This is a genomic window from Pseudomonas sp. LF020 (assembly GCF_053456425.1).
The window spans coordinates 111,429-128,985 of the sequence record NZ_JBRFIX010000001.1; the positions used below are offsets into that span (position 1 = coordinate 111,429).

Annotated in this window: 15 protein-coding genes and 1 other RNA gene; 14 read left to right on the top strand and 2 right to left on the bottom strand. The window is 62.0% G+C overall.

Features of this window, described 5'->3' with window-relative positions:
* Nucleotides 1-87: 87 nt before the first annotated feature.
* The gene (locus ACU680_RS00545) at nucleotides 88-450 is read right to left on the bottom strand and encodes a YraN family protein (RefSeq protein WP_007961623.1); all 363 of its coding nucleotides are present in this window, start codon (nucleotides 448-450) and stop codon (nucleotides 88-90) included.
* Nucleotides 450-2,261: a penicillin-binding protein activator gene (locus ACU680_RS00550; RefSeq protein ID WP_007961624.1), complete on the bottom strand. Its 1,812-nt coding sequence runs from the start codon at nucleotides 2,259-2,261 to the stop codon at nucleotides 450-452. Before ACU680_RS00550 ends, ACU680_RS00545 begins: the two co-directional genes overlap by 1 nt.
* A gap of 177 nt (nucleotides 2,262-2,438) precedes the next feature.
* Here ACU680_RS00550 and rsmI point away from each other — a divergent pair, with 177 nt between their 5' ends.
* From rsmI to ACU680_RS00620, 14 genes are all read left to right on the top strand, one after another.
* Nucleotides 2,439-3,344 (top strand): 16S rRNA (cytidine(1402)-2'-O)-methyltransferase, encoded by a 906-nt coding sequence (rsmI, locus tag ACU680_RS00555; RefSeq protein WP_448178388.1) that lies wholly within the window; start codon nucleotides 2,439-2,441, stop codon nucleotides 3,342-3,344.
* A 73-nt stretch (nucleotides 3,345-3,417) separates the two neighbouring features.
* Nucleotides 3,418-3,771: RNase P RNA component class A (gene rnpB / locus ACU680_RS00560), an RNA gene on the top strand.
* A gap of 401 nt (nucleotides 3,772-4,172) precedes the next feature.
* Entirely contained in the window at nucleotides 4,173-4,628 is a 456-nt protein-coding gene (gene mraZ, locus ACU680_RS00565; protein ID WP_003228026.1) for a division/cell wall cluster transcriptional repressor MraZ, read from the top strand.
* Complete coding sequence (gene rsmH / locus ACU680_RS00570) at nucleotides 4,625-5,572, top strand: 16S rRNA (cytosine(1402)-N(4))-methyltransferase RsmH (RefSeq protein WP_007961626.1); 948 nt, start codon at nucleotides 4,625-4,627, stop codon at nucleotides 5,570-5,572. Before mraZ ends, rsmH begins: the two co-directional genes overlap by 4 nt.
* Nucleotides 5,569-5,862 carry a cell division protein FtsL gene (gene ftsL, locus ACU680_RS00575; RefSeq protein ID WP_007961627.1) on the top strand — a complete coding sequence of 98 codons (294 nt, stop codon included), beginning with the start codon at nucleotides 5,569-5,571 and terminating at the stop codon, nucleotides 5,860-5,862. The genes rsmH and ftsL overlap by 4 nt, the downstream gene beginning before the upstream one ends.
* Entirely contained in the window at nucleotides 5,862-7,601 is a 1,740-nt protein-coding gene (locus ACU680_RS00580; RefSeq protein ID WP_177325714.1) for a peptidoglycan D,D-transpeptidase FtsI family protein, read from the top strand. The genes ftsL and ACU680_RS00580 overlap by 1 nt, the downstream gene beginning before the upstream one ends.
* Complete coding sequence (locus ACU680_RS00585; protein ID WP_448178389.1) at nucleotides 7,601-9,064, top strand: UDP-N-acetylmuramoyl-L-alanyl-D-glutamate--2,6-diaminopimelate ligase; 1,464 nt, start codon at nucleotides 7,601-7,603, stop codon at nucleotides 9,062-9,064. The genes ACU680_RS00580 and ACU680_RS00585 overlap by 1 nt, the downstream gene beginning before the upstream one ends.
* Nucleotides 9,057-10,424: a UDP-N-acetylmuramoyl-tripeptide--D-alanyl-D-alanine ligase gene (locus ACU680_RS00590; protein ID WP_448178390.1), complete on the top strand. Its 1,368-nt coding sequence runs from the start codon at nucleotides 9,057-9,059 to the stop codon at nucleotides 10,422-10,424. Before ACU680_RS00585 ends, ACU680_RS00590 begins: the two co-directional genes overlap by 8 nt.
* A complete protein-coding gene (mraY, locus tag ACU680_RS00595; RefSeq protein ID WP_007961631.1) occupies nucleotides 10,424-11,506 on the top strand; it encodes a phospho-N-acetylmuramoyl-pentapeptide-transferase in 1,083 nt (360 codons plus the stop codon). Before ACU680_RS00590 ends, mraY begins: the two co-directional genes overlap by 1 nt.
* A gap of 5 nt (nucleotides 11,507-11,511) precedes the next feature.
* Complete coding sequence (murD, locus tag ACU680_RS00600; RefSeq protein WP_400764361.1) at nucleotides 11,512-12,858, top strand: UDP-N-acetylmuramoyl-L-alanine--D-glutamate ligase; 1,347 nt, start codon at nucleotides 11,512-11,514, stop codon at nucleotides 12,856-12,858.
* On the top strand, nucleotides 12,855-14,072 hold the full coding sequence (gene ftsW / locus ACU680_RS00605) for a putative lipid II flippase FtsW (protein ID WP_003228018.1): 1,218 nt from the start codon (nucleotides 12,855-12,857) through the stop codon (nucleotides 14,070-14,072). The genes murD and ftsW overlap by 4 nt, the downstream gene beginning before the upstream one ends.
* Complete coding sequence (gene murG, locus ACU680_RS00610) at nucleotides 14,062-15,132, top strand: undecaprenyldiphospho-muramoylpentapeptide beta-N-acetylglucosaminyltransferase (RefSeq protein WP_367085678.1); 1,071 nt, start codon at nucleotides 14,062-14,064, stop codon at nucleotides 15,130-15,132. The genes ftsW and murG overlap by 11 nt, the downstream gene beginning before the upstream one ends.
* Nucleotides 15,125-16,585, top strand: a complete 1,461-nt coding sequence (gene murC, locus ACU680_RS00615) for a UDP-N-acetylmuramate--L-alanine ligase (protein ID WP_025109285.1) — start codon at nucleotides 15,125-15,127, stop codon at nucleotides 16,583-16,585. The genes murG and murC overlap by 8 nt, the downstream gene beginning before the upstream one ends.
* Nucleotides 16,582-17,556: a D-alanine--D-alanine ligase gene (locus ACU680_RS00620; RefSeq protein ID WP_086791637.1), complete on the top strand. Its 975-nt coding sequence runs from the start codon at nucleotides 16,582-16,584 to the stop codon at nucleotides 17,554-17,556. Before murC ends, ACU680_RS00620 begins: the two co-directional genes overlap by 4 nt.
* Nucleotide 17,557 lies beyond the last annotated feature (1 nt).

Here is a 17,557-nt window from a genome sequence, read left to right on the forward strand (position 1 = left end):
GCGCGGCTGTTCGGCACGTGAATGTGCAGCCCGCAAAGCAAAGAGCAAAAATTGTCGGTGAAAGTGTCCGGGGTGGTGTGCAGAGAATCAACCATCAAACGCATTCTGCAACCAGTTCAACTGATCCGGGTGCCTGTCGATGGCCACCACGTCGAAGCGGCAAGGGGAATCGGCCCAGCGTGACTCGCGCTGAAGAAAATACTGCGCGGCGAAAATCAGTTTCTGCCGTTTGCGCTCATCGATGCTAGCGAGCGCGCCACCCCATTGAGTGTTTTTTCTGTAGCGGACTTCGACGAATACTACTGTATCGCCATCAAGCATGACCAGATCAAGCTCGCCCCGTTTGCATGACCAGTTCTGCGCCAGCAGGCGCAGACCCTGGTGTTGCAGATGCTCGAGCGCCTGGCGCTCGGCATCTTTACCGCTTTGCAGGTGCGAGCCGTCGGGCATCAGCGTGGGGTGTCCGGCAGGCGCTGAACCTGACCGCTGACGAACTGCGCCCAAGGCAGCTGGCGTACAACGCGCTGGGTCTGAGTCATGCCGAGGCTGCCGGACTCTCCTTCGATGCGGCTGTCTGGCAGGGCCTTGAGTTGACCCAGGCGCGGAGCCAGGCGATAGGCATCCACGCCCATCGCGTACAGACGACCGAGGCTGCCGGCGGCCTGTGGCCATTGCGCAACCACTTGCTGACGCAGCGGGTCGCTGGTTTCCAGCAGCCACGGCGTTTCGCAGAAACGCACACCGTTCATGTCGTTGTACTGGTTCACATCGCCGCTGGCGCTGTACACGTGTGAAGTCGCGTAAACCGGAACGTCACCGGCGTACTGGAAGTTCAGGGTCGGCTTGATCTGCTGCGCCTGCTGCGGCGTGGCGGCCAGGAAGATGAATTCGATGTCCTGACGGCGTGACGGCTGCGCGGCTACGTTGGTGCCGGCAGCGTTCTGCAGGCTCTTGGCGCGGGCTTCGCTCTGACGCAGCTGGAACATGTCGGCGATCTGCTGGGCCAGTTGCACCGGCTGATCGACACGTTCGGTGGCAACGATGCTGCCGCCATTGGCTTGCCAGTCCTGGCTGAACGCACGCAGTACGCGATCGCCCCATTCACCTTTCGGCACCATGATGGCGGCGCGATGCAGGCCGTCGGCGCGGGCACGGCGCGAGACTTCGCGGGCTTCGTCTTCAGCGGCCAGACCAAACTGGAACAGTTGCGCCGGACCTTGATCACCTTCGCTGTAGTTCAGCGCGAGGGTGGTGATTGGCAGTTGCGGACGGGTGCTCAGTTGTTTGACCAGTGGTTTTTCCAGCGGGCCGACCACCAGTTGCACGCCATCAGCCTGGGCCTTGCGGTAGAACTCGTCCATCGAGGTCAGCTTGGAGCTGTCGTAGAACTCGATGGCGGGCGGCTTCTGGCCGGCCTGTTGCGCTTGATAGTGCGCCGCCATGAAGCCTTCACGCAGGGCCTTGCCGACCGAGGCCAGCGGGCCGTCCTGCGGCAGCAGCAGAGCGATCTTGCTCAGGGGCTGGCTGGCCAGCTCCTTGAGTTTGGTCAGGGGCAACGGCAGGTTGATCGCTGCCGGGTGTTTTGGATTCTGCGCGCGCCAGGCGTCGATCGCCGCTTGCTGTTGTTCCAGGGTGCCGGCGGTTTTCACGGCCAGGGCCAGGCCCATCCAGCCGCCAAGATCATCGGCGGTGTTGGGTTGCAGCTGATCGGTCGGCAGCGAAGCGATCAGGGTCCAGATCGCTTCGTGGTTCTTGCTTGCGGCTTCGTCTTTGAGCATTGGCGCGATGAAAATGCGCTCGCGAGCAGCAGCCAGGGTCTGGCCGTCGGCTTCCAGTGCGCGGGCATGCACGGTGCCAGTGCGCACTTGCTGATCTTCCGGCATTTCGCTCAGGTGCTGCAGGCTCGGATGGCTCAGGGCGGTCAGCGCAGCTTTCGGCTGATTGCGGGTCATCGCCAGTTCAGCGGACAGGGTGCTGGCGAAGATCTGCTGGCCCGGCTTCAACTGCTCCATCGGCACTTGTTGCAGGATCTGCGCGGACTGGCCCGCATTGCCCTGGCGATAAGCCAGGTCTGCCGCGCTCAGGCGCAACAGGGCGGCTTTTTCCGGCGTCTTGGCCTGGGTAGCCTGTTCGAGCAGTTGCTCGATGCTGGCATCCGGAGTCCGTGGAAGTTCGCCAAGGCTGGAGGAAGGGGAACTGGCGCAGGCCGCCAACAAGGCAGCGAGGCAGAGGGCAGTGAACAGCCGCAGGCAAGCGATCATGTAAGTGTTCCTGATACTCGATCAAATTAGCGTGGAATTGTACCCAAGCACTGGCCGGGGCGCGATGTTACTGGCGTGAATCAATCAATTTAGCTGGAGTAAATGTTGCGGCGGCGCACAACTGCGTGCAAAACCGCGCTCGGCGCATACGGTTCGCAAGCCTCGTGACGCGTTACAATGCCGGCTTTTACCGAACACGAGGTGTGCGCTTTGACTGCTCCAGGTCCTTTGAATTCCGCTGCTGGCTCGCTTTATGTGGTGGCGACGCCCATCGGCAACCTGGACGACATCAGCGCCCGGGCCCTGAAAATCCTCCGCGAAGTGGCGTTGATCGCCGCTGAAGACACGCGACACTCGGCGCGACTGATGCAGCACTTCGGCATTTCCACGCCGTTGGCAGCCTGCCATGAACACAACGAACGTGATGAAGGTAGCCGCTTTATTACCCGCTTGCTGGCGGGCGATAACGTTGCGCTGATTTCCGATGCCGGGACGCCACTGATTTCCGATCCGGGTTACCACCTGGTGCGCCAGGCACGGGCGGCGGGGATCAATGTGGTGCCGGTGCCGGGTGCCTGTGCGTTGATCGCGGCGCTGTCGGCGGCGGGGCTGCCCTCCGACCGGTTCATCTTCGAAGGCTTCCTGCCAGCCAAGTCGGTGGGGCGCAAGGCGCGCCTGGAAGCAGTCAAGGAAGAGCCGCGCACGCTGATTTTCTACGAGGCCCCGCATCGCATTCTCGAATGCCTGCAGGACATGGAAGCGGTGTTCGGTGGCGAGCGTCAGGCGTTGCTGGCCCGGGAAATCACCAAGACCTTCGAGACGCTCAAAGGCCTGCCGCTGGCCGAGCTGCGTGCATTTGTCGAGTCCGACAGCAATCAGCAGCGCGGCGAGTGCGTGGTGCTGGTGGCGGGTTGGTCTGCCCCGGAGTCCGAAGATGCGGTCAGCAGCGAAGCGATGCGCGTGCTCAATCTGTTGCTCGAAGAGATGCCGCTCAAGCGCGCTGCCGCCTTGGCCGCGCAGATCACCGGCGAGCGTAAAAACGTCCTGTATCAGGTTGCACTGGATCAGCAGAAGAGCGAGTAACCCGTCGCGCAGACGGGTTTCACGGCTATTAGCGCTTGTTCTTCGGGCGCTCTGCCGTTAACCTGCGCGGCGGAGAGTCGATCGGACAGTCGCTGCCCTCTATGAAAATTAGAGGGGGGAGGAAAGTCCGGGCTCCATAGGGCGAAGTGCCAGGTAATGCCTGGGAGGCGTGAGCCTACGGAAAGTGCCACAGAAAATAACCGCCTAAGCGCTTCGGCGCCGGTAAGGGTGAAAAGGTGCGGTAAGAGCGCACCGCACGTCTGGCAACAGTTCGTGGCTAGGTAAACCCCACTTGGAGCAAGACCAAATAGGGTCCCAAGGCGTGGCCCGCGCTGGGACCGGGTAGGTTGCTAAAGATGTCCAGTGATGGCCATCGTAGACGAATGACTGTTCAAGACAGAACCCGGCTTACAGATCGACTCTCCACCTTTTTCTTTCCCTGCTTGAATCAATGGCATCAGGGCTGGTTATTATCGGCAGGCCTGCGCTAAAGTCCGGCAGCGGCACATGCAGTAATAGCCATTTCCCACCTTGCTTCAATCAACAGCAGAAGCGCCTTTGTAATACCGAAAAAATCTTACTCTTAACAAATTACTTTAACTTCCGAGCGCAGCTTTCCGTGTTGCATCAAGTTATTGGTCGAAAGTATCCGCCAAATTGTCGTTACCCCTCCTTTTAAGCTCCTAAATCTCCGTTCTGTAAGGGTTTTCCTTTGATCCGCGCCTTGACGGTGTGGTGGGCGCATTCCTATAGTGTGCGCAAGTGGCGGAAAGTGGCATGAAGTGGGTTTTTTGAGCTCAAAACGATAAAAATTGGAGAAACGCTGACGTGTTTCGCGGAGCTAACGCTATCAGTCTCGATGCAAAGGGCCGTCTCGCCATGCCGAGCCGGTACCGTGACGAGCTCGTTTCGCGTAGTTCCGGCCAGTTGATCGTGACCATTGATGCCGTTGATCCGTGCCTGTGTGTCTACCCGCTCGACGAGTGGGAAATCATTGAAACCAAGTTGCGCGCACTCCCTTCGCTTCGCGAAGAGAACCGTCGCCTGCAGCGTTTATTGATTGGTAATGCCGTCGACCTCGAACTCGACGGCAGTGGTCGTTTTCTGGTTCCACCGCGTCTGCGCGAATACGCAAAGCTTGATAAGAAAGCGATGCTGGTGGGCCAACTGAACAAGTTCCAATTGTGGGACGAGGATGCATGGAACGCGGTGTCTGCCGCTGACCTTGCTGCTATTCAACAACCGGGCGCCATGCCTGACGAACTGCGTGATTTGATCCTGTGACTATTGATAGCGGCTTTAACCACATCACCGTACTGCTTGACGAAGCCGTCGAGGCTCTCGCCGTACGTCCTGATGGCTGCTATCTGGACGGTACGTTCGGGCGCGGCGGGCACAGTCGGCTGATCCTCAGCCAGCTCGGGACGGACGGTCGACTCATCGGGTTCGACAAAGATCCACAAGCGATTGCCACCGGGCAAACGCTAGCGGCCGAAGACGGCCGCTTTGTCGTTGTGCAGCGCAGCTTTGCCGAGCTGGGTTCGGTGGTTGCCGAGCAAGGTCTGAGCGGCAAGGTCAGCGGTATCCTGCTCGACCTCGGTGTGTCGTCGCCGCAGCTGGATGACGCCGAGCGCGGCTTCAGTTTCCTCAATGACGGCCCGCTGGACATGCGCATGGATCCGTCTCGTGGCATCAGCGCCGCCGAATTCGTCAACACCGCACCGGTGGAAGAAATCGCCCGGGTGTTCAAGGAATACGGCGAAGAACGTTTCTCCGGGCGCATGGCCCGTGCCGTGGCCGAGCGCCGCGACATCAAGCCGTTCGAGCGCACCGCTGATCTGGCCGAAGTCTTGAAAGTCGCCAACCCGGCGTGGGAGAAGGGCAAGAACCCGGCGACCCGTGCGTTCCAGGGGTTGCGCATTCACGTCAACAACGAACTGGGCGATCTGGAAGCCGGCCTCGAAGCCGCGCTGGATGCTCTGGAAATCGGTGGCCGTCTGGTGGTCATCAGCTTCCACTCGCTGGAAGACCGCATCGTCAAACTGTTCATGCGCAAGCTGGTGAAAGGCGAAGCCGACAACCTGCCGCGCAACCTGCCCGTGCGCCACGTGGCGTTCGAACCGAAAATCAAAATTCACGGCAAAGCGCAGACGGCCTCCGACGCCGAACTCAAAGCCAACCCACGTTCCCGTAGCGCTGTCATGCGTGTCGCGGAGAAGTTGCGGTGAGCAAGCTTTTCGCCAAGCCCCTGCCAGGCGGCAGCTTTATCATGCTGCTGCTGTTTATCGGCGTGCTCGTGTCGGCCATCGGCGTGTCTTACAGCGCGCACTGGAACCGGCAGTTGCTCAACAATCTTTATAACGAACTCAGCGTGCGCGACAAGGCGCAGGCCGAGTGGGGGCGCCTGATTCTCGAGCAAAGCACCTGGACTGCGCACAGCCGCATCGAAGTGCTGGCCACCGAACAACTGAAAATGCACATCCCTGGCGCGGCTGACGTGAAGATGGTGGCGCCATGATGAAACTCGAAGGCGCACTTTTCCCGTGGCGCTTCCGCCTGATGGTGGCCCTGCTCGGCGTGATGGTCGCGGCGATCTGCTGGCGCATCATTGACCTGCAAGTGGTTGATCGTGACTTCCTCAAGGGGCAGGGCGACGCGCGCAGCTTGCGTCATATTCCGATTCCTGCGCACCGTGGTCTGATCACCGACCGTAACGGCGAGCCGTTGGCCGTGAGTACCCCGGTGACCACCCTGTGGGCCAACGCCAAGGAAATGCAGACCGCCAAAGAGAAGTGGCCTGCGCTGGCCGCTGCGCTGGGGCAGGATCCGAAAGCCCTGGCCGAACGTCTCGAAGCCCAGGCCAACAAAGAATTCATTTACCTGGTGCGCGGGCTGACCCCCGAGCAGGGCCAGGCTGTGCTTGACCTGAAAGTGCCGGGCGTTTACGGCATCGAAGAATTCCGCCGCTTCTATCCGGCTGGTGAAGTCACCGCGCACATGGTCGGCTTTACCGACATTGACGATCACGGGCGCGAAGGCGTCGAACTGGCCTACGACGAGTGGCTGGCCGGGGTGCCGGGCAAGCGGCAGGTCATCAAGGATCGGCGCGGTCGGCTGATCAAGGATGTCCAGGTCACCAAGAACGCCAAGGCCGGCAAGCCCTTGGCGTTGTCGATTGACCTGCGCCTGCAATACCTGGCCAACCGCGAGCTGCGCAACGCGATCATCGAGAACGGCGCCAAGGCCGGCAGCCTGGTGATCATGGACGTGAAGACCGGCGAGATCCTCGCCATGGTCAACCAGCCGACCTACAACCCGAACAACCGTCGCAACCTGCAACCGGCGATGATGCGTAACCGCGCGATGATCGACGTGTTCGAACCGGGTTCGACCATGAAAGCGATCTCGATGAGCGCCGCCATCGAGTCCGGCCGCTGGAAGCCGAGCGACACCGTCGAGGTGTATCCGGGGTCCCTGCAGATCGGCAAGTACACGATCAAGGACGTTTCCAAGACCGAAGGCCCGGTGCTGGACATGACCGGCATCCTGATCAATTCCAGTAACGTCGGCATGAGCAAGGTCGCGTTCGATATCGGTGGCGAGACCATTTACCGTCTCGCACAGAAAGTCGGCCTCGGCCAGGACACCGGTCTCGGCTTCCCGGGCGAGCGTGTCGGCAACCTGCCGAACTACCGCGACTGGCGCAAGGCGGAAACCGCGACGCTGTCTTACGGCTACGGTATTTCCGTGACCGCGATCCAGCTGGTTCACGCCTTCTCGGCGCTGGCCAACAACGGTCGTCTCGCGCCGCTGACCCTGATCAAAACCGACAAGCCGCCGCAGACCACTCAAGTGCTGCCGGAAGCCGTCGCGAAAACCATGCAAGGCATGCTGCAGCAAGTGATCGAAGCACCGCGCGGCGTGTTCCGTGCGCAGGTGCCGGCGTATCACGTGGCCGGCAAGTCGGGTACTGCACGTAAAACGTCGGTGGGCACCAAGGGCTACGCCGAAAACTCCTACCGTTCGCTGTTCGCCGGTTTCGGCCCGATGAGCGATCCGCGTTACGCCATCGTGGTGGTGATCGATGAACCGTCCAAGGCCGGTTACTTCGGTGGTCTGGTGTCGGCGCCGGTGTTCAGCCGTGTGATGTCCGGCACCCTGCGTCTGATGAACGTGACCCCGGACAACCTGCCGACCACCCAACAGGCCAACGCCACCCCGGTCGTTCCGCTGAAAGCCAATGGAGGGCGCGGCTGATGTCATTAAGTCTGAACAAGATATTCCCCCACGCCGGCCACGATCTGCTGATCCGTGAATTGGCGCTGGACAGCCGCAACGTACGCGCGGGTGACCTGTTCCTCGCCGTGCCGGGCGGCAAGTTCGATGGCCGTGCGCACATCGCCGATGCCTTGCAGCGCGGCGCGGCGGCGGTTGCCTATGAAGTGGAAGGCGCCACCGTGCTGCCGATCACTGAAGTGCCGTTGATTCCGGTCAAAGGCCTGGCGGCGCAGCTGTCCGATATTGCCGGGCGCTTTTATGGCGAGCCGAGCCATCACCTGAACCTGATTGGCGTCACTGGCACCAACGGCAAGACCAGCGTGACCCAACTGGTCGCGCAGGCACTCGATCTGCTCGGTCAGCACTGCGGCATTGTCGGCACGCTGGGTTCCGGCTTCCATGGCGCGCTGGAAAGCGGTCTGCATACCACGCCGAACCCGATCGCCGTGCAAGCGACTCTGGGCGACCTGAAAAAGGCCGGGGCCAAAGCCGTGGCCATGGAAGTGTCGTCACACGGTCTGGATCAGGGCCGGGTCACTGCATTGGCGTTCGACGTCGCGGTGATGACCAACCTGTCCCGCGATCATCTGGATTATCACGGCACCATGCAGGCGTACGCCGAGGCCAAGGCCAAGCTGTTCGCCTGGAATGATCTGAAGTGCCGCGTGGTCAACCTCGACGACGATTTCGGTCGGCAACTGGCCGCTGAAAAACGCGAGTCGCGGCTGATCACCTACAGCCTGCTCGACAGCAGTGCTTATCTGTTCTGCCGTGAAGCGCAGTTCGATGACCACGGTGTACGCGCCACGCTGGTCACGCCGCAGGGCGAACATCACCTGCGCAGCACGCTGCTGGGCCGTTTCAACCTGAGCAACGTATTGGCCGCGGTCGGTGCCTTGCTCGGTCTGGACTATGCCCTCGACGAAATTCTCAAGGTGCTGCCGAAACTCGAAGGCCCGGCCGGACGCATGCAGCGTCTGGGTGGCGGCACTCAGCCGCTGGTGGTGGTCGATTACGCCCACACCCCGGATGCGCTGGAAAAAGTTCTGACTGCATTGCGCCCACACGTCAAAGGCCAGTTGCTGTGCCTGTTCGGCTGTGGCGGTGATCGTGACCGCGGCAAGCGTCCGCTGATGGCCGAAGTGGTCGAGCGTCTGGCTGATCGCGTACTGGTCACCGATGACAACCCGCGTACGGAAGATCCGACACAGATTTTCGACGACATCCGCGCCGGGTTCACCGCTGTGGATAAAGTTACTTTCGTCGCGGGCCGTGGTCAGGCGATCGCCCAACTGATTGCCGATGCTTCGGCGGATGACGTGATCGTGCTGGCCGGTAAAGGTCACGAGGACTATCAGGAAATCAACGGCGAGCGGCACGCTTTTTCCGATCTGGTCGAGGCCGATCATGCCCTCACCGCGTGGGAGGTGGCCCATGCTTAAGGCCCTGACATTGAGCGAGCTGACCAACGTGCTCGACGCACGTCTGATCAGCACCGATGCCAGTTTCGACGGTGTCAGCATCGACAGCCGCGCGATCACCGCTGGCCAACTGTTTATTGCCCTGACTGGCCCGCGCTTCGATGGTCACGACTATCTGAACGACGTCGCCGGCAAAGGCGCGGTCGCGGCACTGGTCGAGCGCGAAGTGCCCGATAGCACCCTGCCGCAGCTGCTGGTCAAGGACACCCGCCAGGCCCTCGGCCAGTTGGGTGCGTTGAACCGGGCAGCGTTCACCCAGCCCGTTGCGGCCATCACCGGCTCCAGCGGCAAGACCACGGTCAAGGAAATGCTCGCGAGCATTCTGCGTACCCGCGGCCCGGTGCTGGCGACGCGCGGCAATCTGAACAACGACCTCGGCGCACCGCTGACCCTGCTCGAACTGGCGCTGGAACACACCGCCGCCGTGATCGAACTGGGCGCTTCGCGTCTGGGTGAAATCGCCTACACCGTCGGGCTGACCAAGCCGCATGTGGCGATCCTCAACAACGCCGGTACTGCTCATGTTGGCGAATTCGGCGGGCCGGAAAAAATCGTCGAGGCCAAAGGTGAAATCATTGACGGGCTGGCGGCGGATGGCGTCGCCGTGCTCAACCTCGATGACAAGGCCTTTGGCATCTGGAAGCTCCGCGCCGGCGCACGTAAGGTGCTGACCTTCTCCCTGAACAATCCTCAGGCAGATTTCCACGCCAGCGACCTGAGCACCGATACCCGGGGTTGCCCGGCTTTCAACCTGCATACACCTGAAGGTGTGGAGCACGTTCAGTTGAACCTGCTCGGCACCCACAACGTCGCCAACGCCATGGCCGCTGCCGCTGCCGCTCACGCCTTGGGCGTGTCGCTGTTCGGCATCGCCACCGGGCTTGGTGCCGTGCAACCGGTCAAGGGTCGCACCGTCGCGCAACTGGCGAAAAACGGTATGCGCGTGATCGATGACACTTACAACGCAAACCCCACCTCCATGTGCGCTGCCGTTGATATACTCGCCGGCTTTTCCGGCCGCACCGTCCTGGTGCTCGGAGATATCGGCGAGTTGGGCGACTGGGCGGAGCAGGGGCACCGCGACGTGGGCGAATACGCCCGGGGCAAGGTTTCCGCGCTTTACGCGGTCGGGCCGAACATGGTCCACGCCGTGAACGCATTCGGTAAAGAGGCGCATCACTTCGGCACGCAAGCCGAACTGATCCAGGCCCTCGACGCCGAGCAGGACACAAACACCACCATTTTGATCAAGGGTTCGCGCAGTGCAGCGATGGAAAACATCGTTGCGGCTCTGTGCGGGTCCAGTCTGGAGAAACATTAATGCTGCTGCTGCTAGCGGAGTATCTGCAACAGTTCTACAAAGGCTTCGCGGTCTTCCAGTACCTGACCCTGCGCGGGATCCTCGGTGTGCTGACCGCGCTGGTTTTGTCGCTGTGCTATGGCCCGTGGATGATCCGCACCCTGCAGAACCGTCAGATCGGCCAGTCCGTTCGTAACGACGGCCCGCAATCGCACCTGTCCAAGTCGGGTACGCCGACCATGGGTGGCGCACTGATTCTGTCTTCCATCGGTGTCAGCACCCTGCTGTGGGCTGACCTCAGCAACCGCTACGTGTGGGTCGTGCTGCTGGTGACCCTGCTGTTCGGCGCCATCGGCTGGGTCGACGACTACCGCAAGGTGATCGAGAAGAACTCCCGTGGCTTGCCAAGCCGCTGGAAGTATTTCTGGCAGTCGGTGTTCGGTCTGGGCGCGGCGATCTTCCTTTATATGACCGCGACCACGCCGGTGGAAACCACCCTGATCCTGCCGATGCTCAAGGACTACAGCATTCCGCTGGGCGCCGGTTTCATCGTGCTGACCTACTTCGTGATCGTCGGCTCGAGCAACGCGGTCAACCTGACTGACGGCCTCGACGGTCTGGCGATCATGCCTACCGTGATGGTCGGCGGCGGTCTGGGGATTTTCTGCTACCTGTCGGGTAACGTGAAATTCGCCGAATACCTGCTGATTCCTTACGTGCCGGGCGCGGGCGAACTGATCGTATTCTGCGGCGCACTGATCGGTGCCGGCCTCGGATTCCTCTGGTTCAACACCTACCCGGCGCAGGTGTTCATGGGCGACGTCGGTGCTCTGGCACTCGGCGCGGCACTGGGCACCATCGCCGTGATCGTCCGTCAGGAAATCGTCCTGTTCATCATGGGCGGCGTGTTCGTGATGGAAACCCTGTCGGTGGTCATCCAGGTTGCTTCTTTCAAAATGACCGGTCGCCGCGTGTTCCGCATGGCACCGATTCATCATCACTTTGAACTCAAGGGCTGGCCCGAGCCACGCGTGATCGTCCGTTTCTGGATCATCACCGTGATTCTCGTGCTGATCGGCCTTGCCACCCTGAAGCTGAGGTAGAACGAGTGTCTCTGATCGCTTCTGACCACTTCCGCATCGTTGTCGGCCTCGGCAAGAGCGGCATGTCCCTGGTTCGCTTCCTGGCGAACCGGGGCGTGTCGTTTGCCGTCGCCGATACGCGGGACAATCCACCGGAACTGGCCACGCTCAAGCGTGACTATCCGCACGTGGAAGTGCGTTGTGGCGAGCTGGACGTCGAATTCCTGTGCCGTGCCGACGAGCTTTACGTGAGCCCCGGCCTGGCGCTGGCGACCCCGGCCCTGCAAGCCGCTGCCGCCCGTGGCGTGAAAATGGCCGGCGACATCGAGCTGTTCGCGCGTAACGCGCGGGCGCCGATCGTGGCCATTACCGGTTCCAACGCGAAAAGCACCGTCACCACCCTGGTCGGCGAGATGGCGGCTGCGGCCGGCAAGCGCGTGGCGGTGGGCGGCAACCTCGGTACGCCAGCGCTGGAGTTGCTCAGCGATGACGTCGAGCTGTACGTGATGGAGCTGTCGAGCTTCCAGCTGGAAACCACCGACCAGCTCAACGCCGAAGTGGCCACCGTGCTGAACATCAGCGAAGACCACATGGACCGCTACAGTGGCCTGCCGGCGTATCACCTGGCCAAGCACCGGATCTTCCGTGGCGCGAAGCAGTTTGTGGTCAACCGTCAGGACGCACTCAGCCGTCCGCTGATCGGCGAGGGCCAGCCGTGCTGGACCTTCGGCCTGAACAAACCGGATTTCAAGGCTTTCGGCCTGCGCGAAGAAGACGGCGAGAAATACCTGGCCTTCGAATTCCAGAACCTGATGCCGGTGCGCGAACTGAAAGTGCGCGGCGCGCATAACCAGGCCAACGCCCTCGCGGCGCTGGCGCTCGGTCATGCGGTCGGCCTGCCGTTCGACGCCATGCTCGATGCCCTGCGTAACTTCACCGGTCTCGAACACCGCTGCCAGTGGCTGCGTGATCTCGACGGCGTGGGTTACTACAACGATTCCAAAGCCACCAACGTTGGCGCCGCATTGGCCGCCATCGAAGGCTTGGGTGCGGACATCGACGGCAAGGTCGTGCTGATCGCCGGTGGCGACGGCAAGGGCGCCGAGTTCAAGGATCTGCGTGATCCGGTGGCGGCCAACTGCCGCGCCGTGATCCTGATGGGCCGCGACTCCGACAAGATCGGCGCCGCCATCGGTGACGCCGTGCCACTGATTCGCGCGACCTCGCTGGTCGACGCCGTTGCGCAATGCCGCGCGGTCGCCCAACCCGGTGACGTGGTGCTGCTGTCGCCGGCCTGCGCCAGTTTCGACATGTTCAAGAATTACGAAGACCGTGGTCACCAGTTCGTCCGCGCCGTGGAGGATCTGGCATGAGCCTGCGCAATATCATCAAGCCGTACCCGTCGCCGATCATCACCGGCCGTGGCATCGATCTCGACTTCCCGATGCTCGCCGGTTGCCTGGCGCTGCTGGGCCTGGGCCTGATCATGATCGCCTCGGCCTCCACTGAAGTGGCTGCGGCGCAGTCGGGCAGCGCGCTGTATTACATGATTCGCCACCTGATCTATGTGGCGCTGGGCCTGGGCGCGTGCATCATCACCATGATGATTCCGATTGCCACCTGGCAGCGTCTTGGCTGGATGATGCTGATCGGCGCATTCGGTCTGCTGGTGATGGTGATCGTCCCCGGGATCGGCCGTGAAGTGAACGGGTCGATGCGCTGGATCGGTTTCAGCTTCTTCAACGTTCAGCCGTCGGAGATCGCCAAAGTCTTCGTGGTGATCTACCTCGCCGGTTATCTGGTACGTCGGCAGAAAGAAGTGCGCGAGAGCTGGATGGGCTTCTTCAAGCCGTTCATCGTGCTGCTGCCGATGGCGGGCCTGTTGCTCATGGAGCCGGACTTCGGTGCCACCGTGGTAATGATGGGGGCTGCGGCGGCGATGCTGTTCCTCGGCGGGGTTGGGTTGTTCCGCTTCTCGCTGATGGTGGTGCTGGCAGTCGGGGCCGTGGTCTTGCTGATTCAGATGCAGCCGTACCGGATGGCGCGTCTGACCAACTTCGCCGACCCGTGGGCTGACCAGTTCGGCGCCGGTTACCAGTTGTCGCAGGCATTGATCGCCTTCGGTCGCGGTGAGTGGCTGGGCGTTGGCCTGGGCAACAGCGTGCAGAAACAGTTCTACCTGCCGGAAGCGCACACCGACTTCGTGTTCTCGGTGCTGGCCGAAGAGCTCGGCGCCGTCGGTTCGCTGTGCACCGTCGCGCTGTTCGTGTTCGTGTGTATCCGTGGCATGTACATCGGTTTGTGGGCGGAAAAAGCCAAGCAGTTCTTCGCTGCTTATGTGGCTTACGGTCTGTCGTTCCTGTGGATCGGTCAGTTCCTGATCAACATCGGGGTGAACGTCGGCCTGCTGCCGACCAAGGGCCTGACCCTGCCGTTCCTCAGTTATGGCGGCAGTTCCCTGGTGATCTGCTGCGCCTGCCTCGGCTTGTTGCTGAGGATCGAGTGGGAGAGTCGGACCCACCTGGGCAGTGAAGAGATGGAGTTCCATGAGAGCGACTTCGCCGAGGAGCCGAACCATGGGCGCTAACGTATTGATCATGGCCGGCGGCACCGGCGGCCACGTGTTCCCGGCGCTGTCCTGTGCCCGCGAATTCCAGGCGCGCGGCTACACCGTGCACTGGCTCGGCACGCCACGCGGGATCGAAAACGAACTGGTGCCGGCTGCCGGTCTTGAACTGCACCGCATCAATGCCACCGGGTTGCGTGGCAAGGGCAAGCTGTCGCTGCTCAAGGCACCGTTCATGCTGCTCAAGTCGGTGTGGCAGGCGCGGGCGGTGATCCGCAAGCTGCGTCCGGTCTGCGTGGTCGGCTTCGGTGGTTATGTGACCGGGCCTGGCGGGATTGCCGCGAAACTGGCTGGTGTGCCGGTGATCGTTCACGAGCAGAACGCCGTGGCCGGCACCGCCAATCGGTTGCTGGTGCCGTTCGCCGCCCGGGTGTGTGAAGCGTTCCCCGACACCTTTACTCTGTCGGACACCCGCCGTACCACCGGAAACCCGGTGCGCAGCGAGCTGTTCCGCGAAACATCGCGACCGGCTCTGGCCGGGCGCAAAGCGCGTTTGCTGATCCTCGGCGGAAGCCTGGGCGCAGAACCGTTGAACAAGTTGCTGCCTGAAGCTCTGGCGCAAGTCCCTGCCGATTTGCGTCCGGAAGTGTTTCATCAGGCCGGCAAAAACCACGATGAAGTGACTGCAGAGCGCTATCGCGCCGCCGGCGTGGACGCGCAGGTGCAGCCGTTCATCAAAGACATGGCCCAGGCCTATGGCTGGGCTGACCTGGTGGTGTGCCGCGCTGGCGCGCTGACCATCAGTGAGCTGGCTGCCGTTGGTCTGCCCTCGATGCTGGTGCCTTTGCCCCACGCGATCGACGATCACCAGACCCGCAACGCCGATTATTTGGCCCGTGAAGGCGCAGCCTTCGTGATGCCACAAAGAACGACTGGTGCCGCGGACCTTGCCGCGCGCCTGACAGAGGTCTTGATGCAACCGCAACGACTCGAAGAAATGGCCCAAGCGGCCCGCCGTCTGGCCAAACCCGATGCCACCCGTAGCGTGGTCGATACCTGCCTGGAGGTGGCCCATGGTTGAGAATCAGAAAGCCATGCCACAACCGGAAATGCGCCGCATCCGTCGCATCCACTTCGTCGGTATCGGCGGCGTGGGCATGTGCGGGATTGCCGAAGTGTTGTTGAACCTGGGCTATGAAGTGTCCGGTTCCGACCTGAAAGCTTCGCCGGTGACCGAGCGTCTGGAATCGTTCGGCGCGCACATCTATATCGGCCACCGCGCCGAGAACGCTGCGACCGCCGACGTGCTGGTGGTCTCCAGCGCCGTCAACACCTCTAACCCGGAAGTGGCGACCGCCCTTGAGCGCCGCATCCCGGTGGTGCCGCGTGCCGAAATGCTCGCCGAGCTGATGCGCTATCGCCACGGCATCGCCGTTGCCGGTACTCACGGCAAAACCACCACCACCAGCCTGATCGCTTCGGTGTTCGCCGCCGGTGGCCTGGACCCGACCTTCGTCATCGGTGGTCGTCTGAATGCGGCGGGAACCAATGCCCAGCTCGGCACCAGCCGCTACCTGATCGCCGAAGCCGACGAAAGCGACGCCAGTTTCCTGCACCTGCAACCGCTGGTGGCCGTGGTCACCAACATCGACGCCGACCACATGGCGACCTACGACGGTGACTTCAACAAACTGAAGAAAACTTTCGTCGAGTTCCTGCACAACCTGCCGTTCTACGGTTTGGCGGTGATGTGCCTGGACGATCCGGTGGTGCGTGAAATCCTGCCGCTGGTCAAACGTCCGACCGTGACCTACGGCTTCAGCGAAGACGCCGACGTGCGCGCGATCAATGTGCGTCAGCAAGGCATGCAGACTTTCTTCACCGTGCTGCGCCCGGATCGCGAGCCGCTGGACGTGTCCGTGAACATGCCGGGCAACCACAACGTGCTCAACTCGTTGGCGACCATCTGCATCGCCAGCGACGAAGGTGTCAGCGACGAAGCCATCGTTCAGGGCCTGTCCGGGTTCCAGGGCGTTGGCCGACGCTTCCAGGTCTACGGCGAGCTGCCGGTGGACGGCGGCAACGTGATGCTGGTCGACGACTACGGTCACCACCCGACCGAAGTCGCCGCCGTGATCAAAGCCGTGCGCGGTGGCTGGCCGGAGCGCCGTCTGGTGATGGTCTACCAGCCGCACCGTTACAGCCGCACCCGTGACCTGTACGACGATTTCGTCAATGTACTGGCCGACGCCAACGTGCTGTTGCTGATGGAAGTCTATCCGGCCGGCGAAGAGCCGATCCCGGGCGCGGACAGCCGCAAGCTGTGCAACAGCATTCGTCAGCGCGGTCAGCTCGACCCGATCTACATCGAGCGTGGTGTCGACCTCGCACCGCTGGTCAAGCCGCTGCTGCGTGCCGGCGACATCCTGTTGTGCCAGGGCGCCGGGGATATCGGCGGTCTCGCGCCGAAGCTGTTGAAAAGTGAATTGTTCGCTGGCGCCGTGGCGGCGTCGGTCGAGGGGAAGTTGAAATGACTGCTGCCTACGCCAACCTGTTCTCCACCATCGCGCCGAAAGACTTCGGCCGGGTCGCCGTGCTGTTCGGTGGCATGAGTGCCGAGCGTGAGGTTTCGCTGAAATCCGGTAACGCCGTGCTCGACGCGCTGCAAAGCGCGGGCGTGGACGCGTTCGGGATCGACGTCGGCGAGGATTTTCTGCAGCGTCTGCTGAATGAAAAGATCGACCGCGCGTTCATCATTCTCCACGGTCGTGGCGGTGAAGACGGCTCGATGCAGGGCCTGCTCGAATGCGCCGGCATTCCGTACACCGGCAGCGGCATCCTTGCCTCGGCACTGGCGATGGACAAACTGCGCACCAAGCAGGTCTGGCACAGCCTCGGGATTCCGACGCCGCGTCACGCCGTGCTGTGCAGCGAAGCCGATTGTATTTCCGCGGCGACGGAACTGGGCTTCCCTTTGATCGTCAAACCGGCGCATGAAGGTTCAAGTATCGGGATGGCCAAAGTGAGTTCTGCGTCCGAGTTGATCGACGCATGGAAAGCGGCCAGTACCTACGATTCGCAAGTCTTGGTTGAACAATGGATTCAAGGTCCGGAGTTCACCATCGCCACCCTGCGTGACCAGGTGTTGCCTCCTATCGCCCTGGGTACACCGCACACGTTCTACGACTACGACGCCAAGTACATCGCCAACGATACCCAGTACCGCATTCCGTGCGGGCTGGACGCCGCCAAGGAGCAGGAACTCATGGATCTCACGGCCAAGGCCTGTGAGGCGCTGGGGATTGCCGGTTGGGGCAGGGCAGACGTGATGCAGGACGCCGACGGGCAGTTCTGGTTCCTCGAAGTGAACACCGCACCGGGCATGACCGATCACAGTCTGGTGCCGATGGCGGCCCGTGCTGCCGGTCTGGACTTCCAGCAACTGGTTCTGGCCATTCTGGCCGCCAGTGTTGAAGGTTCCGGTCATACAGAGGCGCGAGGTTAAG